The organism is Novosphingobium sp. P6W (assembly GCF_000876675.2).
In the GTDB taxonomy this organism is placed as follows: domain Bacteria; phylum Pseudomonadota; class Alphaproteobacteria; order Sphingomonadales; family Sphingomonadaceae; genus Novosphingobium.
Map to the genome: position 1 here is coordinate 231,740 of NZ_CP030352.1, position 14,624 is coordinate 246,363.

General features: G+C 65.6%; 15 protein-coding genes. 6 read left to right on the forward strand and 9 right to left on the reverse strand.

Annotated elements, in window-relative coordinates; genetic code table 11:
- Positions 1-4: 4 nt before the first annotated feature.
- Entirely contained in the window at positions 5-1,258 is a 1,254-nt protein-coding gene (locus TQ38_RS01170) for a TIGR04063 family PEP-CTERM/XrtA system glycosyltransferase (RefSeq protein ID WP_043974019.1), read from the reverse strand.
- 66 nt (positions 1,259-1,324) lie between these two features.
- Here TQ38_RS01170 and TQ38_RS01175 point away from each other — a divergent pair, with 66 nt between their 5' ends.
- From TQ38_RS01175 to ctrA, 3 genes are all read left to right on the forward strand, one after another.
- Positions 1,325-1,537 carry a hypothetical protein gene (locus TQ38_RS01175; protein WP_043974016.1) on the forward strand — a complete coding sequence of 71 codons (213 nt, stop codon included), beginning with the start codon at positions 1,325-1,327 and terminating at the stop codon, positions 1,535-1,537.
- Positions 1,530-2,897 (forward strand): putative O-glycosylation ligase, exosortase A system-associated, encoded by a 1,368-nt coding sequence (locus tag TQ38_RS01180; protein ID WP_043974013.1) that lies wholly within the window; start codon positions 1,530-1,532, stop codon positions 2,895-2,897. Before TQ38_RS01175 ends, TQ38_RS01180 begins: the two co-directional genes overlap by 8 nt.
- A gap of 256 nt (positions 2,898-3,153) precedes the next feature.
- Positions 3,154-3,849, forward strand: a complete 696-nt coding sequence (ctrA, locus tag TQ38_RS01185) for a response regulator transcription factor CtrA (protein WP_008832472.1) — start codon at positions 3,154-3,156, stop codon at positions 3,847-3,849.
- A gap of 79 nt (positions 3,850-3,928) precedes the next feature.
- On the opposite strand, the gene TQ38_RS01190 is transcribed toward ctrA, so the two are convergent.
- Together TQ38_RS01190 and TQ38_RS01195 are read right to left on the reverse strand one after the other, a co-directional pair.
- Positions 3,929-4,612, reverse strand: coding sequence for an LrgB family protein (locus TQ38_RS01190; protein ID WP_205316087.1), 684 nt, complete (start codon positions 4,610-4,612; stop codon positions 3,929-3,931).
- A gap of 11 nt (positions 4,613-4,623) precedes the next feature.
- A complete protein-coding gene (locus TQ38_RS01195; protein WP_043974004.1) occupies positions 4,624-5,013 on the reverse strand; it encodes a CidA/LrgA family protein in 390 nt (129 codons plus the stop codon).
- 155 nt (positions 5,014-5,168) lie between these two features.
- On the opposite strand from TQ38_RS01195, the gene TQ38_RS01200 reads away from it, so the two are divergent.
- The gene (locus TQ38_RS01200) at positions 5,169-5,885 is read left to right on the forward strand and encodes a tRNA (guanosine(46)-N(7))-methyltransferase TrmB (protein ID WP_043974003.1); all 717 of its coding nucleotides are present in this window, start codon (positions 5,169-5,171) and stop codon (positions 5,883-5,885) included.
- A 235-nt stretch (positions 5,886-6,120) separates the two neighbouring features.
- Here TQ38_RS01200 and TQ38_RS01205 read toward each other — a convergent pair whose 3' ends face one another.
- The gene (locus TQ38_RS01205) at positions 6,121-8,385 is read right to left on the reverse strand and encodes an NADP-dependent malic enzyme (protein ID WP_043973997.1); all 2,265 of its coding nucleotides are present in this window, start codon (positions 8,383-8,385) and stop codon (positions 6,121-6,123) included.
- Positions 8,386-8,499: 114 nt separating this feature from the next.
- Here TQ38_RS01205 and mutS point away from each other — a divergent pair, with 114 nt between their 5' ends.
- Complete coding sequence (mutS, locus tag TQ38_RS01210; protein ID WP_205316057.1) at positions 8,500-11,103, forward strand: DNA mismatch repair protein MutS; 2,604 nt, start codon at positions 8,500-8,502, stop codon at positions 11,101-11,103.
- A gap of 24 nt (positions 11,104-11,127) precedes the next feature.
- Positions 11,128-11,313 carry a hypothetical protein gene (locus TQ38_RS01215; RefSeq protein ID WP_043973991.1) on the forward strand — a complete coding sequence of 62 codons (186 nt, stop codon included), beginning with the start codon at positions 11,128-11,130 and terminating at the stop codon, positions 11,311-11,313.
- A gap of 16 nt (positions 11,314-11,329) precedes the next feature.
- On the opposite strand, the gene TQ38_RS01220 is transcribed toward TQ38_RS01215, so the two are convergent.
- The 5 genes from TQ38_RS01220 to gluQRS all read right to left on the reverse strand — a co-directional run bounded on the left by TQ38_RS01220 (position 11,330) and on the right by gluQRS (position 14,524).
- Positions 11,330-11,650 (reverse strand): hypothetical protein, encoded by a 321-nt coding sequence (locus TQ38_RS01220; RefSeq protein WP_043973988.1) that lies wholly within the window; start codon positions 11,648-11,650, stop codon positions 11,330-11,332.
- A 158-nt stretch (positions 11,651-11,808) separates the two neighbouring features.
- Entirely contained in the window at positions 11,809-12,678 is an 870-nt protein-coding gene (locus TQ38_RS01225) for a 3-hydroxyacyl-CoA dehydrogenase family protein (RefSeq protein ID WP_082057619.1), read from the reverse strand.
- 72 nt (positions 12,679-12,750) lie between these two features.
- Complete coding sequence (locus TQ38_RS01230) at positions 12,751-13,320, reverse strand: cob(I)yrinic acid a,c-diamide adenosyltransferase (protein WP_043973985.1); 570 nt, start codon at positions 13,318-13,320, stop codon at positions 12,751-12,753.
- Positions 13,321-13,448: 128 nt separating this feature from the next.
- The gene (locus TQ38_RS01235) at positions 13,449-13,682 is read right to left on the reverse strand and encodes an HIG1 domain-containing protein (RefSeq protein ID WP_043973982.1); all 234 of its coding nucleotides are present in this window, start codon (positions 13,680-13,682) and stop codon (positions 13,449-13,451) included.
- Positions 13,679-14,524, reverse strand: a complete 846-nt coding sequence (gene gluQRS, locus TQ38_RS01240; protein WP_043973981.1) for a tRNA glutamyl-Q(34) synthetase GluQRS — start codon at positions 14,522-14,524, stop codon at positions 13,679-13,681. The genes TQ38_RS01235 and gluQRS overlap by 4 nt, the downstream gene beginning before the upstream one ends.
- Positions 14,525-14,624 lie beyond the last annotated feature (100 nt).

Genomic DNA, 14,624 nt, shown 5'->3' on the forward strand with positions numbered 1-14,624 from the left:
TTCGTCAGGCGGCGGCTTCGAGCCCACTTTGAGCGGACTGTGGTGCCAGCATTTGGTAAACGAGAGGATAACGACGGGCGTTGTACGCCCAATCGTGGCGGGTTTCGACATGTTCTCGGCCCGCGCGGCGGTATGCTTCCCACTCACCGCGCTCTTCCAGCAGCCGCGCCAGCGAATCGGCGCAGGCTTTCGGATCGTCCGGCGTGAAGAGTACACCGGTCTTGCCATCGGTCACCAGTTCGCGGTGGCCCCCTACGTCGCTTGCCGCCACCAGCTTGCCCTGCGCCATCGCCTCGAGCGGTTTGAGCGGGGTCACCAGATCGGTCAGCCGGCTGCGTTTGCGCGGGTATGCCATGACGTCGCACAGCGCATAGTATCGGTCGACCTCGTGATGCGGCACCCGGCCAACGAAGCGAATCGCGTCTGCCGCCGGAGATGCCGCTGCCTGCGCGCGCAGAGCCTCTTCACGCGGGCCGCCGCCGACCAGCAGCAGCCGGGCATCGGGCTGGCGGGCGACGAGATGGGGCATCGCCTCGATCAGGTCGTCGAGCCCCTCGTAATCGTAGAAGCTGCCGATGAATCCGATCACCGGGCAGGGACCGTTGGGGCCGTCGAAGCCCAGTTCGCGGGCCAGATCCGGGTCGCGGGGCAGGGGGCTGCCGAACAGTTCGAGGTCCACTCCGTTGGGCATGACGGTGATCTTGCTTTCCGGGGTGCCGCGAAGCGCAAGATCGCGGCGCAGGCCCTCGCAGATCGTCACCACCGCATCGGCGCTGCGCACCACATGGCTTTCGAGCATCCGCGTCAGGCGATATTTCAGCGAACCTTCGCTGCCGGTGCCGTTTCCAACCGCCGCATCTTCCCAGAAGGCGCGAATCTCGTAGACCAGCGGAATCCCGTATTTTCGCGCCACGCGCAGGGCCGCCTGGCCGCACAGGACCGGGGAATGGGCGTGGATCACGTCCGGGCGCCATTCCTTTACGACGCGCTCTATCGCCCGCGCGAAGAGAGCGATCTCGCGCCATTCCAGAAGGCCGGGCAGGCCAGAGGCGCTGCCGCCGGTGCGGTGGAAAAGGAGACCGTCATGTTCCTCGACCGCGGCTTCGTCGGCGGCGTCCACCTTGTTGTAGCGCGGGCCGGTGACGCTGCGCACCTCAAGCCCCAGCGCCTGCTGGGCCCTGAGAATCGCGCGGGTGCGAAAGGTGTAGCCGCTGTGGATCGGCAGCGAATGGTCGAGTACGTGAAGAATGCGGGTCATGGCGTAATTCCTAGCTTGCGAACGCTTAACGCGCCGTCAACTCGAGTTTGCTATTGCACCGCCCAGATGGTCGACATCCTTGCCCTTGCCCTGTCCCATGGACTGCTGCTGCTTGCTGCCTGGAGGCTGCTATGGCGGACCGATCTCGATGTCGAGGAACGCGGAGAGCCGCAAGGCGAAGTGCCGAAGCCCACCAGCCGCATCCCGATTCGCGGGGCCCCCCGGGGCATGCGGACCGGACGGCCCGCCGATAGCGAATCGGGGGAAAGCGATGCTTAACCTCGGCCTGACCGCGTTTTTCGGGATCATGATCCTGCTGGGCTTCAAGCGGCCGTTCCTGTGGGTGCTGTGCTACCTTTACGTCGATATCGTTGCGCCGCAGCTCATCTCGTGGGGCTTCCTCACGCAGATGCCGACCTCGCTGATCGCTTTCGCGGCCGCGTTCCTGGGCTGGCTGATCTTCGACGACAAACGCGATTCGCGCTTTACCTGGCGGCAGGGCCTGCTCGCTGCGCTGCTGATCTATTGCGGCATAAGTACCCTCACCGCCGATTATCCGGCGGAGGCGCTGACCAAATGGTCGTGGGTGTGGAAGGCGCTGGTCTTCGCGATGTTCCTGCCGCTGACCCTGCGCACCCGCCTGCGGATCGAGGCGGTTGCGCTTGCCATGGTGCTCTCTGCCAGCGCGCTGATCATCGACGGCGGCCTGAAGACCGCGATGGGCGGCGGCGGCTATGGCTCGCTCATCATCTTCATCGAAAACAACACCGGTCTGTACGAAGGCTCGATCATCTCCTGCGTGGCCATCGCCATCATCCCGATTGCGATCTGGCTGGCGAAATATGGCACGATCTTCCCTGCCGACTGGCGGGTGTGGACCTTCACCATCGCGTTGATCTTCGCCTGTTCGCTGATCCCCGTGGGGACGCAGGCGCGGACCGGCCTGATCTGTCTGGGCATTCTTTGCGTGCTGTATCTGCGGACTTCGAAACACCGCTTCGTCATCATGGCCGGCATGACGCTGGCGCCGATGCTGGCGGTGCCGTTCCTGCCCGCATCCTATCTTGCCCGCATGAACACCATCGAGAATCACCAGTCAGACCAGTCAGCGGGGACGCGAATCGGCGTGTGGAAGTGGACCATGGGCTATGCCAAGGACCACCCGCTGGGGGGCGGCTTCGAAGTCTACATGTCGAGCAAGGTCGAATACGACACCGTCTCCAGCCAGACGAGCGGCAGCAACGTGACGATTTCGCGTACCCGCGTGGTCGAGGAAGGCCGTGCCTTCCACTCAAGCTATTTCGAGATGCTGGGCGAACAGGGCTTCCCCGGACTCGCGTTGTGGCTGACGCTGCAGATATCGGGCCTTGTCCAGATGGAGATGATCCGCCGCCGCTGGAAGGACCGCACCGGCCCGGACGAAGCCTGGGCCGCCCCGCTCGCCGTTGCGCTGCAACTGGCCCAGGTGGTCTATCTGATCGGCTCGCTGTTCGTGGGAATCGCCTTCCAGCCGTTCATCCTGATGCTGATCGGGCTTCAGTGCGGGCTGTGGAGCTACCTCAAGCGGATATCGGGGCCAGAACGGGCCCCGCGCCAGGGCGTCCGCAAGATGCAGGTGCGGGTTCCCGCTGCGGGATAGGACTCGGCTCGCCTCAAAACGTTTGCGCTTTCTTTCCCGCCATCCTTAACATTAACCAGCATCGGCCGTTATCGTCTTTAATGGCGCGGTTCGCGCGGCATGACGCAAGGTTGCCTTGGTACAAAGACTTACGGGACAATCCTGCGTTTACGGCAAATTAACCTTTAATGATCATTGGTCATATGGTTAATACACGGCAATGTCCCTAAAGGTCGCGAGAGCGCCGTGGACATCGGGGCAAGAAGGACACTGACCCATGCGAGTGCTGCTGATCGAGGATGAACCGACCACGGCCCGGGCTATCGAGCTCATGCTGACGGCGGAGGGTTTCAACGTCTACTCCACCGATCTTGGCGAAGAAGGCCTCGATCTGGGCAAGCTGTATGACTACGACATCATCCTGCTCGACCTGAATCTGCCTGACATGCACGGCTACGACGTGCTCAAGAAACTGCGCGTCGCCAAGGTGCAGACGCCGGTGCTGATCCTGTCGGGCATCTCGGAGATGGACAGCAAGGTCCGCTCGTTCGGCTTCGGCGCGGACGACTATGTGACCAAGCCATTCCACCGCGAGGAACTGATTGCCCGCATCCACGCCGTGGTGCGCCGTTCGAAGGGCCACTCGCAGTCGGTCATCCGCACCGGCAAGCTGGTCACCAACCTCGACGCCAAGACGGTCGAAGTCGATGGCGCCCGCGTGCACCTGACCGGCAAGGAATACGCGATGCTGGAACTGCTCAGCTTGCGCAAGGGCACCACGCTGACCAAGGAAATGTTCCTCAACCACCTTTACGGCGGCATGGACGAGCCCGAACTCAAGATCATCGACGTCTTCATCTGCAAGCTGCGCAAGAAGCTCGCTCACGCCTGCGGCGGCGCCAACTACATCGAGACGGTATGGGGCCGCGGCTACGTGCTGCGCGATCCAGACGAGGCTGCCGAAGCGGCCTGATCGCTACGAAACGACCCTGCACCCCTTGCAGGACAACGGCGGCCTGCCCTCACGAGGGGCGGGCCGTTTCTTTTGGGGGTCAGACCAGCAGCGCCACAATCGACAGCAGCGATGCCGTCACCACTGCGTTCAGTGCCATGCCCAGGCTGGCCAGCGCGCCGGCGGTCGCATTCACTTGAAACGCCCGCGCCGCGCCGATCCCGTGCGCGGTGACGCCCACCGCGAAGCCGCGCGCGCGGTAATCGCGAATGCCCAGGGCGTTGAGCATCGGGGTTGCCGTCATCGCGCCCGATACGCCCGCGAACATCACGATGACCGCCGCCAAGGCGGGAATCCCGCCCAACTGTCCCGCGACAGACATAGCGACGGGGTTGGTCGTCGCGCGCGGGGCAATCGAGGCGAGGATTTCGCGCGGCGCGCCGAACAGCGACAGGATGCCTACCGCACTGACGATCGATGTCACCGCGCCCGCTCCCAGTGCCAGCGCGATCGGTGCGGCCAGTCGGCGGATACGCGCGCGTTCGGCCCAGATCGGCACGGCAAGGCCCACGACGGCAGGCCCCAGCAGGAAGCTGAGCGGCATCGTCGCGGCCTTGTACACGGCATAGGGCGTGCCGGTGACCAGCAGCAGGCCGATCAGCGCCGGGGTAGACCACAGGACCGGATGGCACAGCGGATGGCGCCCGCTGCGCTTCGAGGCGGTGTCGAACAGTTCGAAGACGCCCAGCGTCACCGTCAGCCAGAACAGCGGCGCGGCCAGCATGGCGACATCGTTCACGCGACGATGCTCTCAGGCTTTGCTCCGGTTTCCGTGCCGTCCTCGGGTACGAACCGGACCAGCGCCCAGCGGAACACCAGTGCCGTCACCGCCAGCGTCAGCGCCATCGAAGCGGCAGTGGCCACGATCAGGCCGATCCCGTAGCGCGCCATTAGCGCCCCCTCGTCGATCAGGCCGACGCAGGCCGGTACGAACATGATCGCCAGATGTGCGGTGAGCCAACCAGTCACCGCCACCAGCGCGGGCCGCTCGGCCCGGAAGGTGGCCAGCCAGCCGACCAGCAGCATCATGCCGATGACCGTGCCGGGCAGGGCCAGTCCGGTCAGGCGGTGAACGGCCTCGCCGGCAAGCTGGCAGGCGAGGAGCAGGAAGATGGGGTGCAACATTCCCCCCGGTTAAGCAGGCGGGCGCAGGCGTTGGCAATGCCAAACTTGGGAGCCTCTGGGCGGCGGAGTTGCGCCGCGCAACTTCGCCGCCCTCCAAGCGGCGTATCGCCCCTCTTTATTGACTGGCGCGCCCATGAGTGTCAGTGGCGCGCGCCATGACGGCACACAAATCCGGCGATCCGACCACGCTCAACCGCCTCTACGGCCGCGCCAAGGGCAAGCCCCTGCGCGCCGCGCAACAGGCCCTGGTCGATGACCTGCTCCCGCGCATTTCCGTACCCGAAGAAGGCCCGGTCACGGCGACCGCCCTGTTCGGCAGCGATTGCCCGTTCCACTTCGAGATCGGCTTCGGCGGCGGCGAACACATGGCCGCCCGCGCCGACATGCTGCCCGACCACGGCTTCCTGGGCGCGGAACCGTTCCTTAACGGGGTGGCGCAGGCGCTGACCCATGTGAGCGGAGATAACGGCGCACACCCGCCGATCGGCAACGTGCGCATCCACCACGGCGACGCGCTGGAAGTGCTGGCGCGGATTCCCGACGGGTCGCTCTCGTTCCTCTACCTTCTCCACCCGGACCCCTGGCCCAAGGCCCGCCACGCCAAGCGCCGGATGATGAACGACGGTCCGGTGGACATGTTTGCCGCCAAGCTGAAGCTTGGCGGAGAATTCCGCTTCGGCACCGACCATGACATCTACGTGCGCCATGCGCTGATGGTCATGCAGCGGCATACCGACCAGTTCGAATGGCTCTGCGAAAAGCCCGGCGATTTTCAGGTCCGCCCCGGCGGCTGGCCCGAGACGCGCTACGAAACCAAGGCGCGGACCGTGTACGGCCATGAGGTCTGGTACTTTCGGTATAGGCGCAAGTAAGGGGAAGACCTGGGGCCATCGCCCCAGACCCCGGTATTGTCGACGCTGAGCGTGCAACAGCGTAGCGCAGCCGCATTCTCATTCGAAGCTTGTTGGAAGCAGGATATCGCCTGCGGCGCAGAGGGGCCGACTGCGCGTGAATAGCCCAGCGTATCTGCGCGCGCGGCGATGACGGGATCGGGGTGCAGGGGCGATGGCCCCTGCATTTCTCCCCTTTAACCCCAAGCCTTCAAACTCAGCCGGTGATCCCGGCCGCAGCCAGCACGGCGCTGGTCAGCACATCGGGCGCAAGCGCCGTCATCGGCACGATCTGCACCGGCTTTTCCATGCCCAGCAGCATCGGCCCGATCGAGGTCGTGCCCCCGATCTCGCGCAGCAGCTTGGCCGAGATATTGGCCGACTGCAGGCCCGGCATGATCAGCACGTTCGCCGGAGCGGTCAGGCGGCTGAATGGGTAAAGTGCCATAACCTTCGGGTTCAGCGCCGCATCCGGTGCCAGTTCGCCCTCGTACTCAAAGTCCGGCTGCTGCTGGTCGAGGATGTGGATCGCCCCGCGTGTTGCATCCAGCCATTTGCCTGCGGGGTTGCCGAAGGTGGAGTAGCTGAGAAACGCGACGCGCGGTTCGTGGCCCAGCTTGCGGGCCACGGCTGCCGTTTCGGTGGCGATGACGGCCAATTCTTCGGCGCTGGGACGTTCGTTGATGGTGGTGTCGGCCATGAACACCGTGTGGTTCTTGCCCACCAGCATGTGGATGCCGAAGGGCAGTTTGCCTTCCGCCGGGTCCAGCACGCGGCGCACTTCCTTCATGGACTGCGCGAAGGGGCGCGTCATGCCGGTGATCATGGCATCGCCCGCGTCCAGCTTGAGCAGGCCGGAAGCGAAGATGTTGCGGTCGGTGTTGACCATGCGCTGCACGTCGCGCTTCAGGAAGCCGCGGCGCTTGAGGCGCTCGTAAAGCATTTCCACCATCGGGGCGACGTGTTCGGAGACCATCGAATTCTCGATGTGGTAGCTCTCCGGGTTGGGCACGCCCAGTTCGGCCATCTTGTCGAGGATGACCTGGGTGCGGCCCACCAGCACGGGCTCGCCGTAACCGAAATCGCGATACTGGATCGCAGCGCGCAGGACGACTTCGTTGTCGGCCTCGGCGAAGATAACCCGCTTGGGGTTGGCCTTTACCTCGTCGTAGACGCGCGTCAGCACCGAAGTGGTAGGGTTGAGGCGGGCTTTGAGCTGGTGGCGATAAGCCTCGAAGTCCTCGATCGGCTTTTGCGCAACGCCAGATTCCATCGCCGCCCTGGCGACGGCCATGGGGACGACTTCCATCAGGCGCGGGTCGAACGGCGCCGGGATGATGTAGTCGCGGCCGAACACCTGGGTCTCGCCGCCGTAGGCAGCGGCCACGTCCTCGTGGACCTGCTCGCGTGCCAGTTCCGCGATTGCGGTGGCGGCGGCGATCTTCATCTCTTCATTGATCGCGGTGGCCCGCACGTCGAGCGCGCCGCGGAAGATGAAGGGGAAGCCAAGCACGTTGTTGACCTGGTTGGGATAATCCGACCGGCCGGTAGCGACGATGGCGTCGGGACGCACGGCCTTGGCTTCGGGCGGGGTGATTTCCGGGTCCGGGTTGGCCATCGCGAAGATGATCGGCTCCGGCGCCATCGACTTGACCATGTCGGCGGTTACCGCGCCCTTGGCCGAGAGGCCCAGGATCACGTCGGCACCAACGACGGCTTCGGCCAGGGTGCGGCGGTCGGTCATCACGGCGTGAGTCGACTTGAACTGGTCGACGCGCTCGCGCCCCGGATAGATTACGCCGCGCGTGTCGCAGACCAGAACGTTCTCGTGGCGCACGCCCATCGACTTGATGAGCGAGGTGCAGGCCAGTGCCGAAGCACCCGCGCCGTTCACCACAACCTTGACCTCATCCAGCTTGCGGCCGGTGATGAGGCAGGCGTTGATCAGGCCGGCGGCGGCGATGATCGCGGTGCCGTGCTGGTCGTCGTGCATGACCGGGATGTTCATGCGTTCGCGCAGGGCCTGCTCGATGATGAAGCACTCTGGCGCCTTGATGTCTTCCAGGTTGATGCCACCGAAGCTCGGCTCCATCATCGCGATGGCTTCGATCAGGGCATCGGTGTCTTCGCTGGCCAGCTCGATGTCGATCGAATCGACGTCGGCGAAGCGCTTGAACAGGACGGCCTTGCCTTCCATCACCGGCTTGGATGCCAGCGCACCCAGATTGCCCATGCCCAGGATCGCGGTGCCGTTCGAGATGACGGCTACCAGGTTGCCCTTGGCGGTATAGTCGTAAGCGGTGGCGGGATCGTCGGCGATGGCTTGCACCGGCACGGCGACGCCCGGCGAGTATGCCAGGCTGAGGTCGCGCTGGGTCGCCATCGGCTTCGAGGCGATGATCTCGATCTTACCCGGACGGATGGTGCTATGGTAGAACAGCGCTTCGCGATCGGTAAATTGGACCTTGGACTTATCGGACAAGTGTAATCTCCCCGGCTTCGCCTCGGGCCCTAACGAATCTGATGGCGACGCGATAGGGGAAAGGATGGCGCCCGCGCTTCCCAAGATGCGCGCCGCGGGGCTAACGCTTCCGATATGAGTGCCCCTGCGACCCCGATGATGACCCAGTACCTCGCCCTTCGCGAGGTCGCGGACGACTGCCTGCTGTTCTATCGCATGGGCGACTTCTTCGAATTGTTCTTCGACGATGCGAAGACCGCGAGCCAGGTGCTCGACATCGCGCTGACGACACGGGGCGAACATCAGGGCCAACCGATTCCGATGTGCGGCGTGCCGGTCCACGCGGCGGAAGGCTACCTTGCGCGGCTCATCAAGGCCGGCTGCCGCGTCGCCATTGCCGAGCAGACCGAAACTCCGGCCGAGGCGAAAAAGCGCGGCGGCTCGAAGGCGCTGGTGGCGCGCGATATCGTGCGTTTCGTTACGGCGGGAACGCTGACCGAGGAATCGCTGCTGGAGCCGCGCCGCGCCAATGTGCTGGCGGCGGCCTGCGAAGTACGCGGGGTGGTGGGCATCGCCTCGTGCGATATCTCGACCGGCCGCATGGAACTGGAAGAATGCGCGCCCGAGCGTCTGGCGGCAGCGCTGGCCCGGCTGGGGGCGAGCGAACTGGTGGCGCCCGATGGCTGGGACGCGGCGCCGGATGGGGTGATCGCGCGCGGGGCCCACGAATTTTCCTCCGACGGCGGCGATGGACGGCTCAAGCTGATCCACGGCGTCTCGACGCTCGACGGGTTCGGCGCCTTCAGCCGCGCCATGCTGGCGGCGGCGGGGGGCCTTATTGCCTACCTCGACCACGTCGGGCGGGGTAACCTGCCGCTGCTGCTCCCGCCAGAGGCCCGGTCCGGCGATGCCGCGCTGGCGATGGACGAGGCAACGCGCGCCAGTCTGGAAATTCTCGAATCGTCACAAGGCGGGCGCAAGGGCAGCCTGATCGACGCCATCGACCGCTGCGTGACCGGCGCCGGTGCGCGCCAGTTGGCGGACGATCTTTCCGCCCCCCTGACCGACCGCATGGCGATTGCAGAGCGGCTGGAACTGGTGGAGTGGCTCCACGCCGATGCCCTGCTGCGCGAAGACCTGCGCGCCGCGCTGCGGGCGCTGCCGGACGTGGGCCGCGCGCTGGGCCGGGTGGTGGCGGGGCGCGGTTCTCCGCGCGATCTCGGCCAGCTTCGCGACGGACTCGCGGGTGCCCGCACCACTGGCGAGCGGCTGGCGATGCTGGACAATCTACCGGTCCTGCTGGAGCGCCTGCTGCCGGCGCTGGGCGGACACGCGGAACTGGTCGACCATTTCGCCCGCGCGCTGGTGCAGAGCCCGCCGACCGAGCGCGGACAGGGCGGCTACATCGCCAGCGGTTATGACGCCTCGCTCGATGAACTGCGGGTGATGTCCGGGAACGCGCGGCGCGCCATCGCCGCGCTGGAGGCGAAGTACCGCGAGGAAACCGGCGTCGCCTCGCTCAAGATCAAGCACAACAATGTGCTGGGCTATTTCATCGAAGTGGCGCAGCGCCATGCCGACAAGCTGATGGAGCCGGACAGCGGCTTTTCGCATCGCCAGACGATGGCCGGCGCGATGCGCTTCAACGCCGTCGCGCTGCACGAAGAAGCTGCGCGCATCACTGAGGCCGGGGGCCATGCCCTCGCCGCCGAGGAGGGCCATTTCGAGACGCTGGTGGCCGAGGCCGTTGCCGCGCGCCAGTCCATCGCCCGCACCGCCGCCGCGCTGGCCCGCATCGACGTGGCCGCCGGGCAGGCCGAACGCGCGGCGGAAGGCGGCTGGAGCCGGCCGCAGGTGGTGGAAGGCATCTCGCTCGATATCGAGGGCGGGCGCCATCCGGTGGTCGAATCTGCGCTGAAAGCACAAGGCGAGCGATTCGTCGCCAACGACTGCCGCCTCGCCAGCCACGACCGGCTCTGGCTCATCGGCGGCCCCAACATGGGCGGTAAATCGACCTTCCTGCGCCAGAACGCGCTGATCGTGCTGCTGGCGCAGGCGGGCGGCTTCGTGCCCGCCAAGTCGGCCCGGATCGGCATGGTCGACCGCCTGTTCAGCCGCGTCGGGGCCTCTGACAACCTCGCGCGCGGCCGCTCGACCTTCATGGTGGAAATGGTGGAAACCGCCGCGATCCTCGCACAGGCGACCGACCGCAGTTTCGTCATCCTCGACGAAGTGGGGCGCGGCACGTCGACGTATGATGGCCTCGCGCTGGCATGGGCGGTGGCCGAGGCTGTGCACGAAACCAACCGCTGCCGCTGCCTGTTCGCCACTCACTACCACGAACTCGCGCGGCTGGCGGAAACCTGCGAGGCGCTCTCGCTGCACCATGTTCGCGCGCGAGAGTGGAAGGGCGACCTCGTCCTGCTTCACGAACTGGCGAGCGGCCCGGCGGATCGCAGCTACGGCCTTGCCGTGGCGCGGCTTGCCGGCGTGCCGCCGAAGGTCATCAGCCGCGCCAAGTCGGTCCTGGAAAAGCTGGAAAAGGCCCGCGCCCAAACCGGCGGGCTGGCGGCTGGGCTTGGCGATCTGCCGCTGTTCGCCGCAGTTCAGGAAACCCAGCAGGCCCCGGCCGACGCCCTGCGCGACAAGCTGAACACGCTGGACGTCGATGCCATGTCCCCGCGCGACGCGCTCGAAATCCTGTACGATCTCAAACGCGAGGCGGGCACGGAGTCTTAACCTTGGGCGCGGTATCCTGGGCCCATGATAGGTCCCAAGATCACCACTGTCTTTCGCAGCCGCTGGAATGCGCTGTTCTGGTCCGCCGGGGTACTGCTGACGGCCTATTGCTCGATCCCGTCACCGGATGATGACGATGGGCAGGATCAGGCCAAGACGATGCAGCAGATTACCGCGGCGCTGAAAACCCCGGCGACTGCCGGGAATTGAAATCCGCAGAGGACGATCAGGAATCGTCGTTCGCGAAATCCTCGTCTGCGGCATTGTTCTTGCCGTAGCGGCCTTCGAGATCGTCCATCGTCTCCTCGCCATCATAGGCGGACATGTCGATGGTGCCGCTGGTGTCCATCTGGTTCATGTGATCGACAACATCTTCGATGTCATCCTCGTCCCGAATGCCGCCCTTGACCTTCTCGGTATCGCTGAGGCCTGGGTTGCCTGAGGTACGGCCCTGCGCCTGCTCGGCTACTGACTGCGCCTGCGCTTCTTCGTCTTCCTGCTCGTCATTCACCGTTTCGCGGGCGAGGTCGTCGGGGCGTTCGGTCATCGGGAAATCTCCTTTGCAGGAGTAACGGACGGGTCGAGCGCGGGGTTCCGCAGATCATTGAGGTTTGCGGGAAAAGGAAGACCCGGGGCCATCGCCCCAGGCCCCGGGAATGTCTAGGCGGCGCGTGCAGAGGCGCTATTTTCCCTGCACTTACCTTCTCACTTGCTGGGAACCGGCACCTCACCGGAATAATCGTAGAAGCCCTTGCCCGACTTGCGGCCGTACCAGCCTGCCTCGACGTACTTCTGCAGCAGCGGCGCGGGGCGGTACTTCGGATCGCCGGTGGTCGCCTGGAACACCTTCATGATCTCGTACAGCGTATCGAGGCCGACGAAGTCCGCCAGCGTCAGCGGACCCATCGGGTGGTTGAGACCGATCTTGCAGCCCGCGTCGATATCCTCGACCGAACCGATGCCTGCGCCCAGAACGAAGATCGCCTCGTTCAGCATCGGGCACAGGATGCGGTTGACGACGAAGCCGGGTTCGTCGCCGGCAAGGACCACGGTCTTGCCCAGCTTTTCACCGAACGCCTTCATTCGGTCGATCGTGTCCTGCGAAGTGGCGAGGCCGGGGATGACCTCGACCAGGCCCATGACCGGCACCGGGTTGAAGAAGTGCAGACCGCAGAACCGCGCCGCGTCGGGCGAACTGGCCGCCATGCGCGTGATCGGGATCGAGCTGGTGTTCGACGCCATGATCGAATTGGCGCCCAGCACCTTGCCGGCGGCCTCGAAGATCTTGTGCTTGATATCCTCGCGCTCGGTGGCGGCCTCGATGATGAGGTCGGCACCCGACATCGCGGAGTAGTCGGCAGCGGGGGTGATGCGCGCCAGCAGCGCGTCGGCGTCGGCCTGGGCGATCTTTTCCTTGGCGACCAGCTTGGCGAGGCTCTTGGCGATGCCGGCCTTGCCCTTTTCGGCATTTTCCAGGCTCACGTCGGTAAGGACTACGTCCATGCCCTTGCTTGCCACGGTCTGGGCGATGCCTGCGCCCATGATGCCTGCGCCGATGATGCCGACTGTCTGCACTGCCAAACTCCCTCTAGAATTTAACCGGGCGCTTAACAGGTTGCGCGGTGAGAGGGAACCTAGCGATTATATCTATCGGTTCTGGCCGGGCACCCAAAGCACGTCATCCGCGCCGTTGGCATTCACCGCACGGGCCAGGACGAAGAGGTAATCGCTCAGCCGGTTTATATAGGCGAGCGCAGCAGGGTTGACCGGGGTGTCCGCCGCCAGCGCGGTGGCGCGGCGTTCGGCGGAGCGGGCAGATGCGCGGGCGATGTGCACGCGCGCCGCCGCCTCGCTGCCGCCGGGCAGGATGAAGCTGCGCAAGGGCGAGAGGTGATCGTTCACCGCATCGATCGCGGTTTCCAGCCAGTCCACCTGCGCAGGGACGATACGCAGCGTCATCTCGCCGGGGGCGAAGTCATCGCCCGGAGTCGCAAGGTCCGCGCCAAGGTCGAACAGATCGTTCTGTATGCGCGTGAGGTTCGCGGCATGAGGGTTGCCGGCCAGAGCGCAGACGGCGAGTCCGATCGCGCTGTTCGTCTCGTCCACCGCGCCGATCGCTTCCATGCGCGCGGCGTGCTTTGGCAGGCGCGATCCGTCGACGAGGCCGGTGGAGCCATCATCGCCGGTGCGGGTGTAGATCTTGTTGAGGCGGACCAAGGGCTTTCCTTAGGTTTTTGGGGGGCTTCGACAAGCTCAGCCTGAGCGGGCTCGGAAGAATATAGCAACTTCCGCTCACCCTGAGCTTGTCGAAGGGTCAGGCTGAGCTTGTCGAAGCCCCCCGCCGTTCAGCGTGCCATCGCCAGCAGCAGCGCGCAGACAAGCACGGCGGCGGCCTGATATTTGATGCGGTTGAACATCATCTTGTTCTGCAGCAGCTGGTTGGCGGTCGGCCCGGTCGCGTTGGGATCGCGGTTCAGGTCTTCCTTCGTGCTGTTCAGGAAGGCGACGATGCCGCGCACGAGGCTGATGACGACCATGATCACCAGCACGACGATGATGGGGACAAGGATGTAGTTCATGACGCCTGATGTACGCCTTGCGAAAGCGAAAGGCCAGTGGGCAGGAGGCCATCGCGCAGTGCCCGGGCGATGGCGGGCCCGTCCTCTTCTGCGCGGCGCCGATCGGCCAGCGAGGGGGCGCCGCGCCGCTTGGCCAGCTTGCGGCCGTCCGGCTCGATCAGCAGCGGATGGTGCAGCCAGATTGGCACCGGCAGATCCAGCAAGGCCTGCAGCAGGCGGTGGACATGGGTGGCGGGGAACAGGTCCATGCCGCGCGTGACCAGGGTGATGCCGTCCGCCGTATCGTCCAGCGTCGCTGCGAGGTGATAGCTGGCGGGCAGGTCCTTGCGCAGCAGCACCACGTCGCCGAACACCTGCGGGGTGGCGATCTGCGGCCCCGCTTCCTCGTCCACCCATTCGAGCGGGCCGGTGAGCGTCATCGCCTTTGTTACATCCAGGCGCCATGCGGCCTGCGCGGGATCGACCTCGCGCCCCCGGCAAGTGCCGGGATAGACCGGGCCATCGGGGCCGGTTTCACGGGCGGCGGCGGCAATCTCCGCCCGGGTGCAGGTGCAGGGGTAAATCAGGCCCATGGCCCTCAGCCGCTCTCCCGCCGCTGCGTAACTGGCCAGCCGGTGCGACTGGAACACCGCGTCCCCGTCCCATGCGAGGCCCAGCCATTCGAGATCGCGGAAGAATTCCTCCACGAACTCCGGGCGGCTGCGGGCGCCGTCGATGTCCTCGATGCGCAGGATGAAGGCGCCGCCGCGCGCGCGGGCGGTATCGTGCGCCACCATGGCGGCATAGGCGTGGCCCAGATGCAGCGGTCCGTTGGGACTGGGGGCGAAGCGGGTGCGGATCATGTCCGCCCGTCCTAGCGCCCGAGACAGCGGCCGCAAGCGATCCTGTGGATTGCACAAGCGGCCGGGCAAACTGCCACCTTGACGCGGGCTCGCGCAAATG